The organism is Actinophytocola sediminis (assembly GCF_054779715.1).
On the sequence record NZ_BAAGXS010000087.1, the window covers coordinates 47,018 to 62,618 of the forward strand.

The window sequence follows — 15,601 nt, forward strand, 5'->3', positions numbered from 1 at the left end:
CATCACCAGCCTGCGGACTCGGCGACCACCGCGTAGGTCTCGCGGAGGTTGACGATACGGATCAGGGACGATTCGGGGATGGTGATGCCGAACCGCTTCTCCAGCCTGGACAGCAGTTCGATGGCCAACAGCGAGTCGGCGTCCACGTCGTCCACGAAGGACTCCGCGGCCACGATCTCCTCGGTGGTCGCGCAGAACAGGTCGGCGGCGATCGCGGCGATCTCGTCCAGCCGGCCGCGGACCGGGTCGAGCACGGTGTGCTGCATGGTTTCTCCTTCGGTTGGGTGTTGCTCAGCGGTTGTGTCCGCCGTCGACGCGCAGGACGGTGCCGGTGATGTAGGCGGCCCGGTCGGACACCAGGAACGACACCGCGTCCGCGACCTCGGCCGGGCGGCCGAACCGGCCGAGCGCGATGCCGGCTTCCAGCTCGGCCCGGTGCCTGAGGTCGGCGACCATGTCGGAGTCGACGAACCCGGGGGCGACCACGTTGGCCCGCACGCCGTAGCGGCCGGTCTCCTTGGCCAGCGACTGGGTGAAGCCGATGATCCCGGCCTTGGACGCGGCGTAGTTGGCCTGCCCGGCGTTGCCGGTCACGCCGAACACCGACGACATCGTGACCACCACCCCGCGCCGGCGCCGGATCATGCCGAACACGCCTGCCCGGCAGATGTTGAACACCCCGTCGAGGTTGGTGCGCACCACCGCCGACCAGTCCTGTTCGGACATCAGGGCCAGCGGCCGGTCGCGCACGATGCCCGCGTTGGCCACCACCACCTCGACCGGGCCAAGCTTGTCCTCGACCCGTCTGGTGAACTCACCGACCTCGGCGAAGTCCGCCACGTCGATCCGTTCACTGTGGACCGCGCGGCCGTGGTCGGCGACCAGCTCCTCGGTCTGCTTGGCGGCGACGTCGTCGCCCCGGAAGCAGAACCCGATGTCGTAGCCGTCCTCGGCGAGCCGCGCGGCGACCGCCCGGCCGATTCCGCGCGACCCACCGGTCACGATCGCTACCCGGTTCATGCCGTCTCCTCGGTCATCGCGGTCGCCACGCACACGACCAGATCGCTTTGGTGGGTAAGGGAAAGCTCGACGGTCCGGACGCCGGACTCGTCGGCGAGCCTGCGCGCGCCCCGGTGCAGCGCGACGACCGGCGCACCCCAGGTGTTCGCGGTCACCTCGATGTCCCGCCAGGACAGTCCCTGGCCGAAGCCGCGGCCCAGCGCCTTGGCCACCGCCTCCTTGGCACAGAACCGGCCGGCGAGCCGCTCGGTGAACCTCGGCTCGGCCAGGGTGGCCGCCTCGGCCAGCTCCGCCTCGGTGAACACCACGGTGCGGTAGCGCCGGTGCGCGGCCACCCGCGCGAACCGGGACACGCTCAGCAGATCGACGCCGATGCGCATCAGGACGCCCCGACGTTCGCGGTGGCCGCTCGGATCCGGTCCCGGCGCCGTGCCCGGCGTCGCTCCCACTCCTCGCCGTCGGCGTAGAACTCCGCGCGGGTCTGGGCCCAGTACAGCGCCGTTCGCCACTCGCCGACGGTGAACGAGTCGTAGGGGCAGGTGACGCTGTGCCGGCTGGCCAGCAGCTCGGCGGACTGGAGCATGGTGTTGTGCGCCAACACCTGGCTGACGATCGCCGCCATGTTCAGTTCGTCGTGGACATAGCGCAGCGCGGCGGCCATCGCGGTGAGCCCGTACCCGCCCCGGTAGCGCGGCAGCACCGCGATCGACAGCTCGCAGGTCTGGCTGCGCCAGTCGATCGAGGTGATCCAGACGAACCCGACGGGTTGGTCGCGCTGGCCGACGACGGTGAAGATCCGCTTGACGTCGTGCTCGCGTTCGATGGTGGCGCGCTGGCCGGCGATGAGCCGGTCGGTGTCGGTCAGCGTGGCGAAGTCGGTCAGGTTGGCCTGGAACAGGGTGTCCCGCAACAGTTCGGTCCGCAGTTCCAGGTCGGCCTCGGTGAAGTGCCGGATGGTCACGCGCATGGCTGGCTCCCGGTGCTCAGGTGCACGTCCACGTCGTGGTAGCCGCCGCCGCGGTACACGTGCGCGCGCAGCGTGCCGACCAGCCGGAACCCGCGCAGCGCGGTGGACGGCCCGTCCAGGCACAGGAACGAGGTGTACCGGCCGTAGCGGCGCAGGTAGTCGGTGAAGCCGGTGAGTACCTCGGGATCGGTGGACGTGGTCGCGACCTGCGCCTGCCGGGGTTGGTCCAGGTTGGGCGCGTAGCCGACGACCGCGTCGCCGGCACCGAACAGCCGCGCCTGTCGCGCGCTGAGCAGCTGGGCCAACAGGGCGTAGTTCTGGGTCACCGGGTCGAGGCCGAGGAAGCCCCGGGTGCCGGTGGCGGCCAGCAGCCGCACGCCGTCGGCCAGCGTCAGCCTGGTCAGCTCGGTCATGGCCGGATCACTCCCCACTGCTGTCGGTCGACCGGCGCGCCGGCGTACCAGATCGCCTGCGGGACCACGGTTTCCCGGACGAACCCGGCCGCTTCGAGAGGTCCGGTCGGGGTGCCGGCGGCCGGGGTGACCCAGCCGTGGAGGCGGTGCAGGTTCAGCACGGTGAACCCGTGCCGGACGGCGAGCCGCACGATGCCGGCCAGATCGGTGCGTCCCTCGCGCACCCCGATCTCCAGCCGTGCCCTGCGGTGCACCCAGTCCAGCTCGGCGAAGCGCACGATCGCCTGGTCCCGCAGCACGTACACGTCGCGCGGCTCGATCGTGCTCGGCGCGGTGAGCGGCGGCCGGGCGGGATCGGGCAGGCCGAGCAGCTCGCCGCGCACCCAGTGTCCACTCAGGAGCGGCTGGTCGGTCTCACGGTAACCGGTGAGCATCATGCCGGCTCCTCGATGTGTCCGAAGTAGACGTTTCCGTAGCGGTGGCCGCCGTGCACCACGACGTTGCGCAGCGTGCCGTCCTCCGGGATGCCGAGCGCCCGGCAGATCCGCAGCCCGCGCTCGTCGAACTCGCCGACCACCTGCTGGAGCCGGACGAACTCGCGCTCGTGGCGCAGTGCGCGCAGCACGTCGTGGTAGGCGCGTAGCCAGCGCTCGTCCGACACCGAGGAGGACAGCCGCAGGTGCAGTTGGTAGTGCCCGCCCTGGTCGCCGCCGATCTGCTCGACCGCCCAGAGCCCGATCACCCGATCGCCGTCGCGGATCTCGCGGATCTCGCGGGTCTCCTCGTCGAGCAGGCCGCGGATCTCGTGCTCGGCCAGCGTGTCCGGCTCGGCGGTGCGGAAGAAGAACCCCGGTTCGGTGAACAGGTCGAGTACCGCGCTGTTCATGGCTGTCTCGCTTTCCGGCTCGCCAGCCGCCAGGCGAACGGCAACCCGGTGCCGAGGCTGGCGATCGCGGCGACGGCCATCGTGGTGTAGAGCGGACCGAGGTCGGTGCCGGTCACCACCCACTCGCCGATCGCGACCACCGCGGCGAAGTAGCTGAGATTCAGTGCCAGCGCGGCCGCGCCGTGGCCGATCTGCTCCAGCACGGTCACCAGCGCGATCATCAGCGCGGTCGCGCCGAAGGTCGGGCCGACGACCGCGATGAACGCCTCGGCGTGCGCCAGGATCCGCTCGCTAGGCGCCAGCAGGCCCATCAGCGGCCGGCCAGCGGTGACCACGGCCAGCGTGACCACCGCGTAGCTGCCGGCGACCACGAGCACTCCCCGGTGCAGCACGGAGATCGCCGGCAGCCCGGCCGCGAGCCGTTGGTTGGTCAGTACCGCGATCGCCGACCCGAAGCCGACCGCCGGCACGATCACGAACGTCTGCACGGTGTAGGCGACCGAGAACCCGGCGACCGCCGCCTCACCCGCCGGCGCGACGATCCGCAGCAGCAACAGGTTCACCGCGAACAGCACGAAGTAGGACGCGCCGACCGGGATGCCGACCGGGCCGAGCAGGCCGAGCACCTCCGGTCGCCACCCGCGCGGCCGGATTCCCTGCCGGCGCAGTACGGCGATGCCCAGCGCCAACTCGATCGCCCCCGCGATGGCGGCGGCCAGCGGCACGATCATCAACCCGGCGTCGCTGAACACGATGATGAGCGCCAGCTGCAGGGTCACATAGCAGCCGGTGAGTGCCGCCGACGGCAGGCCCTGGCCGGTGCCGCGCAACACCGCGGCGGTCAGTTCGCCGAGCACGCCGAGCAGGTTGGCGGCGGCCATCGCGGCGAGGAAGGCGCGGAAGGTCGCGGTGTGCTCCGGCGGCACCTCCACCAGCGCGGCCAACACCCCGGACAGCCCGACCAGCGCGCCGCCGACGGCCACCGCGAGCAGCGCGCCGATCCTGGCCGCGCTGCCGAGGTGGGTGCCGACCTCCCGGTGGTCGCCGCGTCCGATGCTGCGCGCGACCACGACCTGCACGGTGACCGACAGGCCGGTGGTGACCGCGAGGAACAGCAACGCGACCGGCGCGTAGACCGAGCGGAGGTACAGCGCGGCGTCGCCCATCCGGCCGATCAGCCCGGTCACCGCGAGCTGGGAGCCCAGTAGGACCACATTGGACAGTACGAGCGGGGCGGCCAGGCCGGCGATGCGCCAGTAGCCGATCTCGGGGCCGGGCGTTGCCACCCGGTCAACGGTCGTCATGGCAGCTCCCCGTGCCCAGCCGCAACCCGCCGCGGTCGATGATCTCCAGCTGACCCCATGCCTCCGCGTCGCCACGGCCCGCGCGCAGCAGCACCCGGTCGCCGTCGCGGACCGTCCCCGAGCGCAGCGCCTCGTGCAGCGCGAGCCAGGCGTCGCACGGGCCGGGCCCGGAGAACACCGCCGACACGCTGGCCAGCGCGGCGACCGGCGGCGGGCCCTCGGCCCATGCGGTCACCCGGACCGGGCCGGCGCCCCGGTGCACTCGCAGCGCGACCGCGGACACCGTCGCCGGGGTGTGGTCGTCGGGCACGTACACCGGCTGGTCGACCACCAGCGCGATCGCGCCGCCACCCGCCGGCACCGACCAGCTCAGCAACCCGAACAGCGCCAGACCGCCCAGCTCGTCGAGGTGGGTGATGCCCAGATCGTCGCCGAGCCAGGGGAACTGGTGCACCAGGCTGGGCAGCATCGCCACGAACGGGTCCGGCCCTGGCCCGGACCGCACCAGGTAGAACGGCTCCGGGTGGTCGAGTCGCCCGAGTGCGGCCAGCGCCCGTTCGGCCACGTCCGCGCCCGGGGGCGCCTCGGTCAGCACCGCGTAGCCGCCGACCCGTTGGCGCATCCCGAGTCCGGCCAGCACCTGCTCGGTCTCCTGCCGCCACTGGCCGGTGATCCCGGGTACCGGGACATAGGGCGGCGTGTCGTTCACCGACACCGCGATCGCCGACACCGACAGTGCCGGTGGGCGGGGTTCGCCGCGTCGGGGCGACAGCGCGGGCAGCGGGCCCTCCGCGTAGGTCAGCGGATGCCACAGGTCGGTTGGCCTGCGCCGGTCAACCATCGCTGCGCCCCTTGAGGTAGCCCTGCGCCACGTGCAGGCGTTGGATGTTCGTGGTGCCCTCCATGAACTCGAAGGCGCGGACGTCGCGGCACCACTTCTCCAGCAACGGGTGCTCGAACAACGCGGCCGGGCCGAGTGCCTCGGTCGCCCAGCCGGCGACCGACAGTCCCAACGGGACGGCGGAGAGCTTTGCCGAGGACGGGAAATAGGCCTGCTCGGAGTCGTGGTCGACCTGCGCGGCCATGTCGTAGACCAGGTGACGGGCGGCCTCGATCCGCGCGGCGTACCGGTCGATGCCCGGTGCGTGCGGCCGCAGTTCGGTGACCAGGTCGTGGATCGCGTACGCGGTGCCCACGGCGAGCGCGGCGACCTGGATGCGCATGTTGTTGAACGTCCGCATGGCGCCCCAGATCCCGCGCCTGGTCGGCGGCAGGTGCTGGCCGAGCAGCATGTCCTCGGTCACCCGCAGGCCGTCGAACCACAGCTCGGACAGGTAGGCGCCGCGCAGGCCGACCATCGGCAGCGGGGTGGCGGTGAACCGGTCGGCTGGTGCCTCGACGAGCACCGCGCGGATGGACAGTGGCGATGGGCCGGTTCTGGCGAACACCACGCCGATGCCGCCGCGGGCGCCGTTGCCGATGTAGCGCTTGTGGCCGTACAGCCGGTACTCGCCGGGCGCGACCCGGTCGAGCCTGGTGGTGATCGCGGTGGCGTCGTTGCCCCGCTCCGGCTCGCTCATCGCGAAGAACGTCCACGTGCGACCGCCGGCGAGCCTGCGGTAGAAGCGTTCCTGCTGTGCCGGGCCGCCGAGCACGTCCACGACCACGCCGGCCAGTGCCGGGCCGGGCATGGCGAGCACCACGCCGGCGTCGCCTCGGGCCAGCTCGACGGTGCCGACCACCTTCTCCAGGCAGGTGCCGATCCCGAGGTGGTCTGGCAGTTCGGCGAGCTGTTCGTCGCGGTACTCGGCGGGGGTGGTGAACAGCCGCATCATCCGCAGCGCTGGCGAGTCGAGGTGGGGCGCCAGGTTGGTCGGGTCGGTGTCCACCGCCAGCGCCCTGGCGCGCAGGTCCTCGGCGGCGGCCGAGGTGGCCGCGCGGCTGGCGCGCAGCCGGTCGTCGACGTCGATCATGGCAGTTCTCCCTTGCTGACCCAGGTGTTCGCGACCAGGCCGGCGACATAGAGCGCGCGCACGGGGTGGTCGGCGAGGTAGCCGCTGGCGCCGAAGAGCCGGGTGACCTCCCAGCCGAGCTCGGCGAGCTGCTGGTGGATGTCCACAACGGACTCGATGGTGGGGCTGAGCGCGGTCGTCTCCAGGTAGCGGCGCAGCAGCTCCAGGCCGGCGAGGACGTCGGCGACCGTGCCCTGGTTGAGCTGCTTGCGGATCAGCGGCTCGCCGCCGCCGGTGCGCGTGCTCAGGTGGGCGACCGCCTCGTCGAGCAGCCAGCGGGTCAGTCCGATGCGGACGGCGGCGAGCCGCAGGCCGACGGTGATCGCGTGGTCGGGGGTCTTGGCCGTGTCGGTCGCGCGCAGGTCGAGGATCGCGACGCGTTCGGCCGCGGCCAGGTTGTGCGCGACGGTGGCGGCCTCGCCGACCCGCTCGACCGGGACGGCGGCGAACCGTCCCGGCGCGGCCGGGGCGAGGTCGGCCTCGGACAGATCGGCCAGCGCCCGCGCGAGCCCGGCGGCCAGACCCGCGGTCTGCCCAAGCTGTTCGAACTCGGTGAAGTTGGGGCCACACAGGGCGGTGCTCATCGCTCCTCCGCGATCTCGATCACGACAACTTGGTAGTAGGCGCCCTGGCCGAGGGAGATCAGGACGCAGCGCTGGCCGGCGCGCAGGTCGCCCGCCCGGTCGGCGTGGTCGAGCGCCATCAGCGCGTCGGTGCCGAAGTTGTGTCCCTGCACCGGAAGCAGCTCGGTGCGGAACTTCGACATGGCGATCCCGGACTTCGCGGACACCGTCTTCCAGAACATCGCGTTGGACAGGTGGGGCATCACCCAGTCGACGTCCACACGGGACAGTCCGGCGCCGGCGAGCGCCCGGTCGACGGTCGCCAGCAGCTGGTCGGCGCACACCGCGCCGAACAGCCGCAGCTCGTCGGCACTCATCCGCAGGCTGCGCCGGAACCGGGTGTCCCGCCCGCTCGCCGTCGACCGCACGCGGTACCGCCCGCCGCGCTCGGCCCGCTCGATCAGGAAACCGACCGCGGCGTCGCCGCCGACGGTCATGCCGGGCACGATGCGCGTCCGGTCCGAGACACTGCCCTGGTCGCCGCCGAGCACCAGCACGCACTCGTCGCCCGCCCGCTCGTCGCGGGACAGGAAGCGACCGGCCAGCTCAACCGACCGCAGCACCGACGTGCACGCCACGTGCGACACCCCGAAGAACGGCACCTCGCCAAGACCGAGCCCGGCACGCACGCGACCGGCGAACCCGCCGTCACGCGCGAACGGCTGGATCTGCAACGTGTGTCCATACAGGACTAAATCGGCCCTCCGGTCCCGCAGCGCGCGTTTCCCGGTGCGCACCAACAGGTCCGCCATCTGCTCACCCTCGCCGAGGGTCGGGCTCTGCCGCAGCTGGTACACCCGTTCGAACATCCGCCGCTGGGCCACCGAGTGGTCGTTGCGGGCCAGGATGTCGGCGACCGGCTCGGTGCGGCTCGGCATGCCGATCGTCATCCGCGACAGCGCGACGTTCACCGGTCCACCACCGGATCCAGGCGCGCGGTGTACAGCCCGCCCGCGTACCGGTCGTAGTCCGCGAGCAGCACCGGCCCGCGCAGCGGCCACAGTGCGGCGAGCGCGAACCACACGCTGGTGATCGCGTGGTCGGCGGGCGCGACGGTCACCCCGTCGGCCAACCGGTCCGGCAGCGGCAGGCACGCGGCGAGCGCGGTGCCGACGATCACCGGCAGGCCGCGGTGCCGCTCGCGCACCGTGGCCAGCTCCGGTGCCGGCCGGTCGGTCCGCACGTGCCCGGACTCGACCAACTCCAGGTCGCCGCCGGCACCGAGGTCGACCACCACCCCGGCGTCCCGGCGGGTGTCGGGCACCTCACCGGGTTCGGTGAGCGGGCTGGTCTGGTCCAACACGAACAACAATCCCTGCCGCAACGCACCCGCCCGCGCCATCGCGCCGGCCACCCGCAGCGCGGTGAACGACGCGCCGGCACCCTGCTCGGACACGCCGAGCGACTGCGGGTGGCCGGGACACCGTTCGGTGAGATAGCAGCCGACCGCCTCACCGACGTGCAGATCCGGTGTCTGGTAGGCCAACAGCACGTGGTCCAACTCGGACAGTGGCGCCGGCCTGGCGGTGAGCAGGTCCTCGGTCATCGACACGAAACTGTGGCCACGCCAGGACTCCGCCGCCTGGTCCGCACCGTCCCGGCCGAACGCGACGAGCAAATCCGTGGCGATCCGCTGTTGGTGGGCGCTGTAGCGGTACTCCCGGCGGCCGGGGTACACCCCGGCGGTGAGACCGGACAGCCGTACCCCGCCAAGTGCCGGTGCGGACACCCACTCGCCGGGCAGCGCGGGCAGCGTCGTCGGCGCGGCCATCGGTCAGCCCACCGAGACCTTGTTGAAGCCGCGCTCGATGTAGTCGGTGAGGCGGTCGACGGTCTGGAAGACCTCCGGCTCCAGGTCGTCAGGGTCGATCTCCATGCCGATGGTGTCCTCAAGGCCCATCAGCAGTTCGATGACGCTGGTCGAGTCGAGCGCGAGGTCCTCGAACAGCCGGGTCTCGCCGGTGAGCGCGGGCAGCTCGCGGTTGAGCACGTCGCTGAGCGAGATCCGCACGTGTTCGATGATCTGTGCGCGGTCCATGATGATCAGTCCTTTCCTACTGTTGTTTCCGTGAGGTCGATGAGGCGCTGCGGGCCGAGCAGGTCCTCCGGCTGGTCCCTGGTCCTGACCAGGTGCGCTTTTCCGTTGTGCACCAACACTTCCGCCGGGAAGCCGTGACTGAGGAACAGCCCTGGCGAGGCCGTCGGGCCGTACGCGCCGGACCGCTCGACCCCGAGCAGGTCACCCACCAGCAGGTCCGGCAGGGCCGCGTTCTTCACCACCGTGTCGTTGGGCGTACACAGTGGACCGGTGACGTTCCACGGCCTGGCCGGGCCGTCGGCCGCGCGCCCGCACAACGACACCGGGAAGTTGCGTTTGACGAACGAGCCGATGCCGACCGCGGCCATGTGGTGGTGCGTGCCGCCGTCGGTGACCGCGAACCGCTCGCCCATGGACTCCTTCACGTAGCGCACCCGCATCAGGTACGTGCCGGCGCGCGCGGTGAGGAACCGGCCGGACTCCATGATCAGCCGGGTGTCCGGGTGGTCGGCGGCGAACCTGGCCAGCAGCGGGTTGAGCTCCTTGGCCAGCAGCAACAGATCGAGGTCGTCCTCGCCGTCGAAGTACGGCACGCCGAGGCCGCCGCCGATGTCCACCGCGTCCAGCCGGATCCCGCACCGGTCCGCGACCCGCTCGGCCAACTCCAGTACGTACCTGGTGTTCCGCGCGACCACGGTCGCGTCCAGGATGCGGGTGCCAAGGTAGACCTGGATGCCGGCGACGTCCGCGTACCGGTGGCGGGTGTCGAGCCGGCCGGCGTCGAGCACCTCGGCCTCGTCGATGCCGAACTGGCGCGGCTTGCCGCCCATGGTCAGCCGGGAGCCGCTGACCGCGCACGCGGCGTTGATCCGCAGCAGCACCCGTTGCCGGACACCGTGTTCGCCGGCGAACCGGTCGATCCGGTCCAGCTCGTCGAACGACTCGCAGACGATCGCGTAGATCCCGGTCTCGATACAGGCGACCAGCTCCCGGTCGCTCTTGCCGGGGCCGAGGAAGATGATGTCCTCCGGCCGCGCGCCGGCGGCGAGCACGGTGCGCAGTTCGACCAGAGAGGACACCTCGGCCCGCGCGCCGGCCAGGCGCAGCAGGCCGAACACGCTGATGTTCGGGTTGGACTTGAGGGAGAAGAACACCTCGAGATCGGGGTGCAGCAGCGAGCGCAGCTCGGTCAGCGTGCCGGTGAGCACGTCGCCGTCGTAGACGTAGAGCGGGGTGCCGAACTCCCGCGCCAGCTCGGGGTAGGGGATGCCTTGGACGTTGGGGGTGTTCATGGGGTGGCCACCAGTTCGGACAGTGCCCGCTCGACGTCCGCGCGCAGCGCCAGCGCCCCGGCCGGGTCGTCGGCGATGCAGATCCCGTAGATCCGGCCGTGGAACTGGGTGCCGTCGGTGGCGGCCGCGTTGAGCGTGGCGAAGTTGTTGATCAGGAACCCGGGCCGGTCCGACCCGTCGTGCAGCAGGTCACCGAGCGCGGCGGTGACCTCCTCGAAGGTGTGCCGCCGGTGCGGGCGCAGGCCGATGGTGGCGGCGACCGCGTGCCGGCCATCGCCGACGAACCGCTCCGCGATCCGGCTCTGGTAGGTCGACATGTTGAACCTGGCGTTGATCTCCAGGCAGGGGTAGACGGTGCCGTCCCGGCCGAGCATGGCGTCGATGCCGACCACGCCGAAGTAGCCCTCGGCGAACAGCGCGCGGCCGATGACCTCGCCGGCCTCGGTGAGCGTGGCCAGTTGGCCGACGGTCAGCTCGACCGGGAACATGTGTCCTTTATGGACGCCCTGGTCGACGACCGCCGCCTTGACCGCCTCGAAGGAGACCTCGCCCCGGCGGGACACGATCACCTGGTAGTTCAGGTCGAGCACCTTGTCGATCCACCGCTCGACCACGTAGTCGACCCGCGCGCCCTGGTTGCGCCGCAGCACCATGCGCACCAGGCGTTGTGCGCGGTCCTGGTCGTCGAGCACGACCATGCCGCGCCCGGACACGCCGAGGGACTCCTTCACCACCGCCTTGCCGCCGGGCGGCAGGTGCTCGCGCAGCGCGCCGTCCAGCTGGTCGGCGGTCTCCACGACGGCGCCCGGCACGCCGGTGAGGCCGTGCCGCTCGACCAGCCGGCGGCTGAAGATCTTGCCGTTGACCGCCTTGCAGGTCTGCGCGGACGGCCCGGCCAGCGGCAGGCCGGTCTCCTTGGCCAGCTGTTCCTCGGCCGGTGAGATGCCGAGCGGCATCAGGTAGGTACGGCCGTCGGCCAGCGCGCGCAGCGCGGCGATCAGCTCGGGGGAGGCCAGCGCGTCCTCGGTGACCGTGCGGGCCGGGTCGCTGTTCTCCGCCCACAGCGTGCGCCCGGCGGCGGCCCCGAGACCGGCGAGGTAGCCGGCGTAGCCGGGGTCGACCGGCGCCTTGAGCACGACCACGTCCTCGTCGCCGGCCAGGAGCACCCCCAGTTCCTCCATCCGGTTCACCGTGGTCGCGGCGAACGCGATGCCAGCGCCGGGCAGCGACGGCTCGCCCCGCGCCCAGGAACGCTCCACCTCGAAATTGTTGAGATAGACGAACCGGGCGTGCTGGTCGCCGACCAGCGCCAGTTTCAGGCGGGTTGCGAAATTCATGTCGAAAGCCCTTCTCCGATCCGGGCGGCGATCGCCGCGAAGGTCGCACCCAGCCCGGCGGCGACCAGCAGCACGACATCGCCTGGCCGGACCTTTCCGGATTTTCGTGCGCTGGCCAGATTGATGAACGGATCGGCCCCGAAACAATGGCCAAGGGTGGACACGTTGTCCAGGTAGATCCGGTCGAGCGGAATTCCCGAGCCGACGGAGATCTTCCGCCAGGAGAACGTGTTGACATTGTGCGGCAACACCAGGTCGACGTCGGCGAACGTGAGCCCGGCCTGGTCGAGCGCGTCGCGCATGACGCCGGTGACGGTGTCGCCGTAGACCTTGACGTACTCGGCGAGCAGCTCGTCCGGGCAGTCGTTGCACTGGTAGAACCGGCCGAGCGTGCGGACCGCGACGGCCAGCACCTCGTCGCCGCCAGGCCCGTCGCCGTACAGGCAGGCCGCGGTCGCGTCACCCATCACCGTGGTGCCCGGGATCAGCCGGAAGTGCGGCGAGATCGCCTTCTCCCCGGTCATGATCAGCACGCTGGAGCCGGGGCCGGCGTCGCGGCACAGGTACTCGGCCAGCCGCACCGCGTACAGCGGGGACGCGCAGTGTTGTTGGGACAGCGCGAAAGTCGTCGCGTTGCGCAGACCAAGCTCGGCGCGCACCCGATCCAGCACCCGGTGCCCCACCGGCGCGATGTACTGGATCGTGTGCGCGTAGACGAGGTAGCGCACCGAGTCACGGTCGGCGCCGGCCAGCGCCTGCTCGCCGGCGGGCACCAGCATCCCGACCAGGTCGCGGTCGCCGGCGTCGGCGACCCTGTCCTGACCGAAGAACTTCGTGTGCACCCGGACCTGTGCCTTGCTCAGCCCGAGATAGTCGGACAGTTCGGCGATCGACACGCGCTCGTCGGGCACGAACGTACCGATCTGTCGCAGGTGGGGCACAGCAGGTCCTTTCTGTGGAAAAAAGCACACGATGGCGATAGATGGCGACATGACGCCACCGCACAAAGGTGGCGGAGTCATGTCGCCATCGGAATCAGGCAGCCTTCGCCGCGGCCTTTGCCGACGCCTTCGCGGCCGCCTTCGCCGCGGCCTTGGCGGCCGCCTTCGCAGCCTGCTTGGCGGCCTGCTTGGCGGCGGCCTTCGCAGCACTCTTGGCCATGTGATTCACCTTTCCTCGGTTTGCCGCCGACCGGTTGTGCCGGCGACGACTCCTACAGAACACGATGCGGAAAATGCCGACCAGGAACTTCGACCGGCACTTCGACCGGCACACCATTCGTTTCCGGAACAGCTCACCTACACGCGGTGATTGCCCGTACCCACCGGCGGAAAGTGGGTGTGGTCCACCCATGCGCCACCCACGGCCGGTGAGCGACCGTTGGGCGTCCGACCATCCACCGGGAGGTGCCCCGATGACCCTGCCGTTAGCCCGGCCGACGTCGACCAAGGCCGACGCCGACACCCCGTTCGGCGCGGTGCTGCGCGCACAGCGGCTGGCGGCCGCGCTGACCCAGGAGGACCTGGCCGAACGGTCCGGGCTCAGCGTCCGGGCCATCCGCAACCTGGAGCTGGGCCGCACCGAACGGCCCCAGCAGCAGTCGGTCGAGCTGCTGGCCACCGCGCTCGCGTTGGGCGCGCACGCCAGGGACGAGCTGCTGGCCGCCACCCGCCGGGGCCGGCCGGCGCTGCTCTGCGCCGGGCGCTGCGAGCTGCCGCCGGACGTGGCCGAGCTGGCCGGCCGGGAGCTGATTGTGCCCGCGGTCAGCCGGGTGCTCACCGACGGTCCGATGCCGAGGTTGGTGCTGGTCAGCGGTGGTCCCGGGGTGGGCAAGACGGCGTTCGCGGTGCACGTGGCGCACCGGCTGCGCACCCGGTTCCCCGACGGCCAGGTGTATGCCGACCTCGACCGGCCGGGCGAGAGCGACCTGCCGCCGTTGGCCGTGCTCGGCCGGGTGCTGCGCTCGCTCGGCGCGACCGACCTGCCGCCCAGTGTCGAGGAGCGGGCCGCCTTGCTGCGGGCCGGCCTGACCGACCGGCGGGTCCTGCTGGTGTTGGACAACGTGCGTACCGAGGCGCAGGTCCGGCCGCTGCTCACCGGTGCCTCGGCCAGCGCGTTGCTGCTGGTGAGTCGCCAGCAGCTGATGGCGCTGCCCGGCGGTTACCCGGTCCGGCTCGACGCGCTCGGCGCGGACGCCGCGGTGCATCTGCTGGCCAGGCTGGTCGGGGTCGAGCGGGTGCGCGCGGAGCCCGCCGCGGCCCGGGCCATCGCCGATGCCTGCTCCCGGCTGCCGCTCGCGCTGCAGATCACCGGCTCCTGGCTGGTGGCCCGTCCCGGCCGCGCGCTGGCCGACCTGGCCGCGTCGCTCGCCGACGCCCACCAACTGCTCGACCGGCTGGCGGTCGCGGACCTGTCGGTGCGGACCAGCATCGCCGAGTACGACCACACGCTGCTGCCGGCCGAGCGCCACCTGGCGAGCCGGATCGCGCTGCTGGACCCCGGCCGGTTCCAGTCCGCCGAGCTGTGCCAGCGCCTCGGCGTCGACGAGCGGACCGCGGCCGACGGCGTCGAGCGGCTGGCACACGCGAACCTGCTCTCGCCGGCAGGGACCGGGCCGGACGGTGCGCCCCGCTACCGGCTGGACCCGTTGGTGCGTCAGCACTTCCTCAGCCGGCGACTGCGATGACCGGCTACCTCGACCGGCCGCCTGCCGGTGGCGTGCCGAGGCTGTTCTGCTTTCACCACGCGGGCGGCGGGGCGTCCGCGTTCGCCGGCTGGCGGGCCGCACTGGCCGGCAGGCTCGACGTGTACCCGGTGCAGCTGCCCGGCCGGGAGGGGCGGGCGAGTGAACCCCCGGTGCGCGACCTGGACACGCTGATCGCCGATCTCGACGTCCACATCGGACAGTATCTGGGTGGCCGGTTCCTGTTGTACGGCCACAGTATGGGCGCGCTCATCGCCTACCGGCTCACCCGGCACCTGGTCGCGACCGGACGGTCCACACCGGAGGCACTGGTGGTCGGCGGCTACCCGCCACCGGATGACGGATCGCCGGTGGCCACCGGCGATCCGCAGCTCGCGGTGCTGCTCGACGAGGTGGGCGACCGGCTCGGCCGCTTCCCCCGCTGGGCGACCGCGGCCCGCGCCCTGCTCGAACACGACATCGCGCTGGTCGACAGCCACCGCCCGGCCGCCACCGCGCCGCTGCCGGTGCCCATCCACGTCCTGGCCGGCGCGACCGACCCGCTCATGTCACCGTCAACGGCACTGGGCTGGGCGGCCTACACCCGCGCCGGCTGCCGGGTGCACATCGTGCCCGGCGGGCACTTCTTCACCCGCGACTCGCCCGCGCGGGTGCACGCCCTGGTGGCGGCCGCGGCCACCACCTACTCCACCGGGTGAGAGAAAACTACGTATGTTCCGCCCATGACCACCCGCCCGGCGCCTGTCATGGTCGTCCCCATGACATCGCAGCCCGCCGAGCAGCCACCTCCCCGAGCAGGCGCGCTGCCGGCGGGCTGGTGGGCGCCGGGTCTCGCGCTCGCCGAACGCCCCGTTCCCCGAGGCAGCCTGCCCGTCCCGGCCGACGGGCTCGCGGCCGCCGCCGACCGGCTGGCCAGCTGGCGCGCCGGCTTCGGCACCGCCGACCGGTTCGCCGCCCGGCTCGCGGCCATCGGCCTGGACGAGCCGGCGCTGTACCGGCTGCTCG

The 15,601-nt window shown here is 72.0% G+C and carries 21 protein-coding genes; 3 read left to right on the forward strand and 18 right to left on the reverse strand.

The window, feature by feature from the left end:
- Positions 1 to 2: 2 nt before the first annotated feature.
- The 18 genes from ACYVIP_RS39595 to ACYVIP_RS39680 all read right to left on the reverse strand — a co-directional run bounded on the left by ACYVIP_RS39595 (position 3) and on the right by ACYVIP_RS39680 (position 13,053).
- Positions 3 to 266 carry an acyl carrier protein gene (locus ACYVIP_RS39595; protein ID WP_460406103.1) on the reverse strand — a complete coding sequence of 88 codons (264 nt, stop codon included), beginning with the start codon at positions 264 to 266 and terminating at the stop codon, positions 3 to 5.
- Positions 267 to 291: 25 nt separating this feature from the next.
- Complete coding sequence (fabG, locus tag ACYVIP_RS39600) at positions 292 to 1,020, reverse strand: 3-oxoacyl-ACP reductase FabG (RefSeq protein ID WP_460406105.1); 729 nt, start codon at positions 1,018 to 1,020, stop codon at positions 292 to 294.
- Positions 1,017 to 1,400, reverse strand: a complete 384-nt coding sequence (gene acpS, locus ACYVIP_RS39605) for a holo-ACP synthase (RefSeq protein WP_460406107.1) — start codon at positions 1,398 to 1,400, stop codon at positions 1,017 to 1,019. Before acpS ends, fabG begins: the two co-directional genes overlap by 4 nt.
- Complete coding sequence (locus ACYVIP_RS39610) at positions 1,400 to 1,987, reverse strand: GNAT family N-acetyltransferase (RefSeq protein WP_460406109.1); 588 nt, start codon at positions 1,985 to 1,987, stop codon at positions 1,400 to 1,402. Before ACYVIP_RS39610 ends, acpS begins: the two co-directional genes overlap by 1 nt.
- Positions 1,978 to 2,400 (reverse strand): hypothetical protein, encoded by a 423-nt coding sequence (locus ACYVIP_RS39615; RefSeq protein WP_460406111.1) that lies wholly within the window; start codon positions 2,398 to 2,400, stop codon positions 1,978 to 1,980. Before ACYVIP_RS39615 ends, ACYVIP_RS39610 begins: the two co-directional genes overlap by 10 nt.
- Positions 2,397 to 2,837, reverse strand: coding sequence for a hypothetical protein (locus ACYVIP_RS39620; RefSeq protein WP_460406113.1), 441 nt, complete (start codon positions 2,835 to 2,837; stop codon positions 2,397 to 2,399). Before ACYVIP_RS39620 ends, ACYVIP_RS39615 begins: the two co-directional genes overlap by 4 nt.
- On the reverse strand, positions 2,834 to 3,286 hold the full coding sequence (locus tag ACYVIP_RS39625) for a hypothetical protein (protein ID WP_460406115.1): 453 nt from the start codon (positions 3,284 to 3,286) through the stop codon (positions 2,834 to 2,836). Before ACYVIP_RS39625 ends, ACYVIP_RS39620 begins: the two co-directional genes overlap by 4 nt.
- Entirely contained in the window at positions 3,283 to 4,590 is a 1,308-nt protein-coding gene (locus ACYVIP_RS39630; protein ID WP_460406117.1) for an MATE family efflux transporter, read from the reverse strand. Before ACYVIP_RS39630 ends, ACYVIP_RS39625 begins: the two co-directional genes overlap by 4 nt.
- Complete coding sequence (locus ACYVIP_RS39635) at positions 4,577 to 5,431, reverse strand: hypothetical protein (protein WP_460406119.1); 855 nt, start codon at positions 5,429 to 5,431, stop codon at positions 4,577 to 4,579. The genes ACYVIP_RS39630 and ACYVIP_RS39635 overlap by 14 nt, the downstream gene beginning before the upstream one ends.
- Positions 5,424 to 6,563 carry an acyl-CoA dehydrogenase family protein gene (locus ACYVIP_RS39640; RefSeq protein ID WP_460406121.1) on the reverse strand — a complete coding sequence of 380 codons (1,140 nt, stop codon included), beginning with the start codon at positions 6,561 to 6,563 and terminating at the stop codon, positions 5,424 to 5,426. Before ACYVIP_RS39640 ends, ACYVIP_RS39635 begins: the two co-directional genes overlap by 8 nt.
- The gene (locus tag ACYVIP_RS39645; RefSeq protein WP_460406123.1) at positions 6,560 to 7,186 is read right to left on the reverse strand and encodes an acyl-CoA dehydrogenase family protein; all 627 of its coding nucleotides are present in this window, start codon (positions 7,184 to 7,186) and stop codon (positions 6,560 to 6,562) included. The genes ACYVIP_RS39640 and ACYVIP_RS39645 overlap by 4 nt, the downstream gene beginning before the upstream one ends.
- A complete protein-coding gene (locus ACYVIP_RS39650; protein ID WP_460406125.1) occupies positions 7,183 to 8,136 on the reverse strand; it encodes a 3-oxoacyl-[acyl-carrier-protein] synthase III C-terminal domain-containing protein in 954 nt (317 codons plus the stop codon). Before ACYVIP_RS39650 ends, ACYVIP_RS39645 begins: the two co-directional genes overlap by 4 nt.
- Entirely contained in the window at positions 8,133 to 8,996 is an 864-nt protein-coding gene (locus ACYVIP_RS39655; RefSeq protein ID WP_460406127.1) for a hypothetical protein, read from the reverse strand. Before ACYVIP_RS39655 ends, ACYVIP_RS39650 begins: the two co-directional genes overlap by 4 nt.
- A 3-nt stretch (positions 8,997 to 8,999) precedes the next feature.
- The gene (locus ACYVIP_RS39660) at positions 9,000 to 9,263 is read right to left on the reverse strand and encodes an acyl carrier protein (RefSeq protein WP_460406129.1); all 264 of its coding nucleotides are present in this window, start codon (positions 9,261 to 9,263) and stop codon (positions 9,000 to 9,002) included.
- A 5-nt stretch (positions 9,264 to 9,268) separates the two neighbouring features.
- Positions 9,269 to 10,555 carry a type III PLP-dependent enzyme gene (locus tag ACYVIP_RS39665; RefSeq protein ID WP_460406131.1) on the reverse strand — a complete coding sequence of 429 codons (1,287 nt, stop codon included), beginning with the start codon at positions 10,553 to 10,555 and terminating at the stop codon, positions 9,269 to 9,271.
- Positions 10,552 to 11,892 (reverse strand): preATP grasp domain-containing protein, encoded by a 1,341-nt coding sequence (locus ACYVIP_RS39670; protein WP_460406133.1) that lies wholly within the window; start codon positions 11,890 to 11,892, stop codon positions 10,552 to 10,554. Before ACYVIP_RS39670 ends, ACYVIP_RS39665 begins: the two co-directional genes overlap by 4 nt.
- Positions 11,889 to 12,833, reverse strand: a complete 945-nt coding sequence (locus ACYVIP_RS39675) for a 3-oxoacyl-ACP synthase III family protein (protein ID WP_460406135.1) — start codon at positions 12,831 to 12,833, stop codon at positions 11,889 to 11,891. Before ACYVIP_RS39675 ends, ACYVIP_RS39670 begins: the two co-directional genes overlap by 4 nt.
- 94 nt (positions 12,834 to 12,927) lie before the next feature.
- Positions 12,928 to 13,053 carry a hypothetical protein gene (locus ACYVIP_RS39680; RefSeq protein ID WP_460406137.1) on the reverse strand — a complete coding sequence of 42 codons (126 nt, stop codon included), beginning with the start codon at positions 13,051 to 13,053 and terminating at the stop codon, positions 12,928 to 12,930.
- 253 nt (positions 13,054 to 13,306) lie between these two features.
- Between ACYVIP_RS39680 and ACYVIP_RS39685 the strand changes: the two genes are divergently transcribed.
- From ACYVIP_RS39685 to ACYVIP_RS39695, 3 genes are all read left to right on the forward strand, one after another.
- Positions 13,307 to 14,578 (forward strand): NB-ARC domain-containing protein, encoded by a 1,272-nt coding sequence (locus ACYVIP_RS39685; RefSeq protein ID WP_460406139.1) that lies wholly within the window; start codon positions 13,307 to 13,309, stop codon positions 14,576 to 14,578.
- Positions 14,575 to 15,294 (forward strand): thioesterase II family protein, encoded by a 720-nt coding sequence (locus ACYVIP_RS39690; RefSeq protein WP_460406141.1) that lies wholly within the window; start codon positions 14,575 to 14,577, stop codon positions 15,292 to 15,294. Before ACYVIP_RS39685 ends, ACYVIP_RS39690 begins: the two co-directional genes overlap by 4 nt.
- Positions 15,295 to 15,354: 60 nt before the next feature.
- Positions 15,355 to 15,601: hypothetical protein (locus ACYVIP_RS39695; protein ID WP_460406143.1), on the forward strand; the 247-nt coding region annotated here is incomplete at its 3' end.

Coding starts and splice junctions, on each gene's coding strand:
- ACYVIP_RS39680 (WP_460406137.1), bottom strand. CDS start 13,053: ATGGCCAAGAGTGCTGCGAAGGCCGCCGCCAAGCAGGCCGCCAAGCAG.
- fabG (WP_460406105.1), bottom strand. CDS start 1,020: ATGAACCGGGTAGCGATCGTGACCGGTGGGTCGCGCGGAATCGGCCGG.
- ACYVIP_RS39655 (WP_460406127.1), bottom strand. CDS start 8,996: ATGGCCGCGCCGACGACGCTGCCCGCGCTGCCCGGCGAGTGGGTGTCC.
- ACYVIP_RS39625 (WP_460406115.1), bottom strand. CDS start 3,286: ATGAACAGCGCGGTACTCGACCTGTTCACCGAACCGGGGTTCTTCTTC.
- ACYVIP_RS39610 (WP_460406109.1), bottom strand. CDS start 1,987: ATGCGCGTGACCATCCGGCACTTCACCGAGGCCGACCTGGAACTGCGG.
- ACYVIP_RS39670 (WP_460406133.1), bottom strand. CDS start 11,892: ATGAATTTCGCAACCCGCCTGAAACTGGCGCTGGTCGGCGACCAGCAC.
- ACYVIP_RS39640 (WP_460406121.1), bottom strand. CDS start 6,563: ATGATCGACGTCGACGACCGGCTGCGCGCCAGCCGCGCGGCCACCTCG.
- acpS (WP_460406107.1), bottom strand. CDS start 1,400: ATGCGCATCGGCGTCGATCTGCTGAGCGTGTCCCGGTTCGCGCGGGTG.
- ACYVIP_RS39635 (WP_460406119.1), bottom strand. CDS start 5,431: ATGGTTGACCGGCGCAGGCCAACCGACCTGTGGCATCCGCTGACCTAC.
- ACYVIP_RS39690 (WP_460406141.1), top strand. CDS start 14,575: ATGACCGGCTACCTCGACCGGCCGCCTGCCGGTGGCGTGCCGAGGCTG.
- ACYVIP_RS39615 (WP_460406111.1), bottom strand. CDS start 2,400: ATGACCGAGCTGACCAGGCTGACGCTGGCCGACGGCGTGCGGCTGCTG.
- ACYVIP_RS39660 (WP_460406129.1), bottom strand. CDS start 9,263: ATGGACCGCGCACAGATCATCGAACACGTGCGGATCTCGCTCAGCGAC.
- ACYVIP_RS39685 (WP_460406139.1), top strand. CDS start 13,307: ATGACCCTGCCGTTAGCCCGGCCGACGTCGACCAAGGCCGACGCCGAC.
- ACYVIP_RS39665 (WP_460406131.1), bottom strand. CDS start 10,555: ATGAACACCCCCAACGTCCAAGGCATCCCCTACCCCGAGCTGGCGCGG.
- ACYVIP_RS39595 (WP_460406103.1), bottom strand. CDS start 266: ATGCAGCACACCGTGCTCGACCCGGTCCGCGGCCGGCTGGACGAGATC.
- ACYVIP_RS39645 (WP_460406123.1), bottom strand. CDS start 7,186: ATGAGCACCGCCCTGTGTGGCCCCAACTTCACCGAGTTCGAACAGCTT.
- ACYVIP_RS39620 (WP_460406113.1), bottom strand. CDS start 2,837: ATGATGCTCACCGGTTACCGTGAGACCGACCAGCCGCTCCTGAGTGGA.
- ACYVIP_RS39630 (WP_460406117.1), bottom strand. CDS start 4,590: ATGACGACCGTTGACCGGGTGGCAACGCCCGGCCCCGAGATCGGCTAC.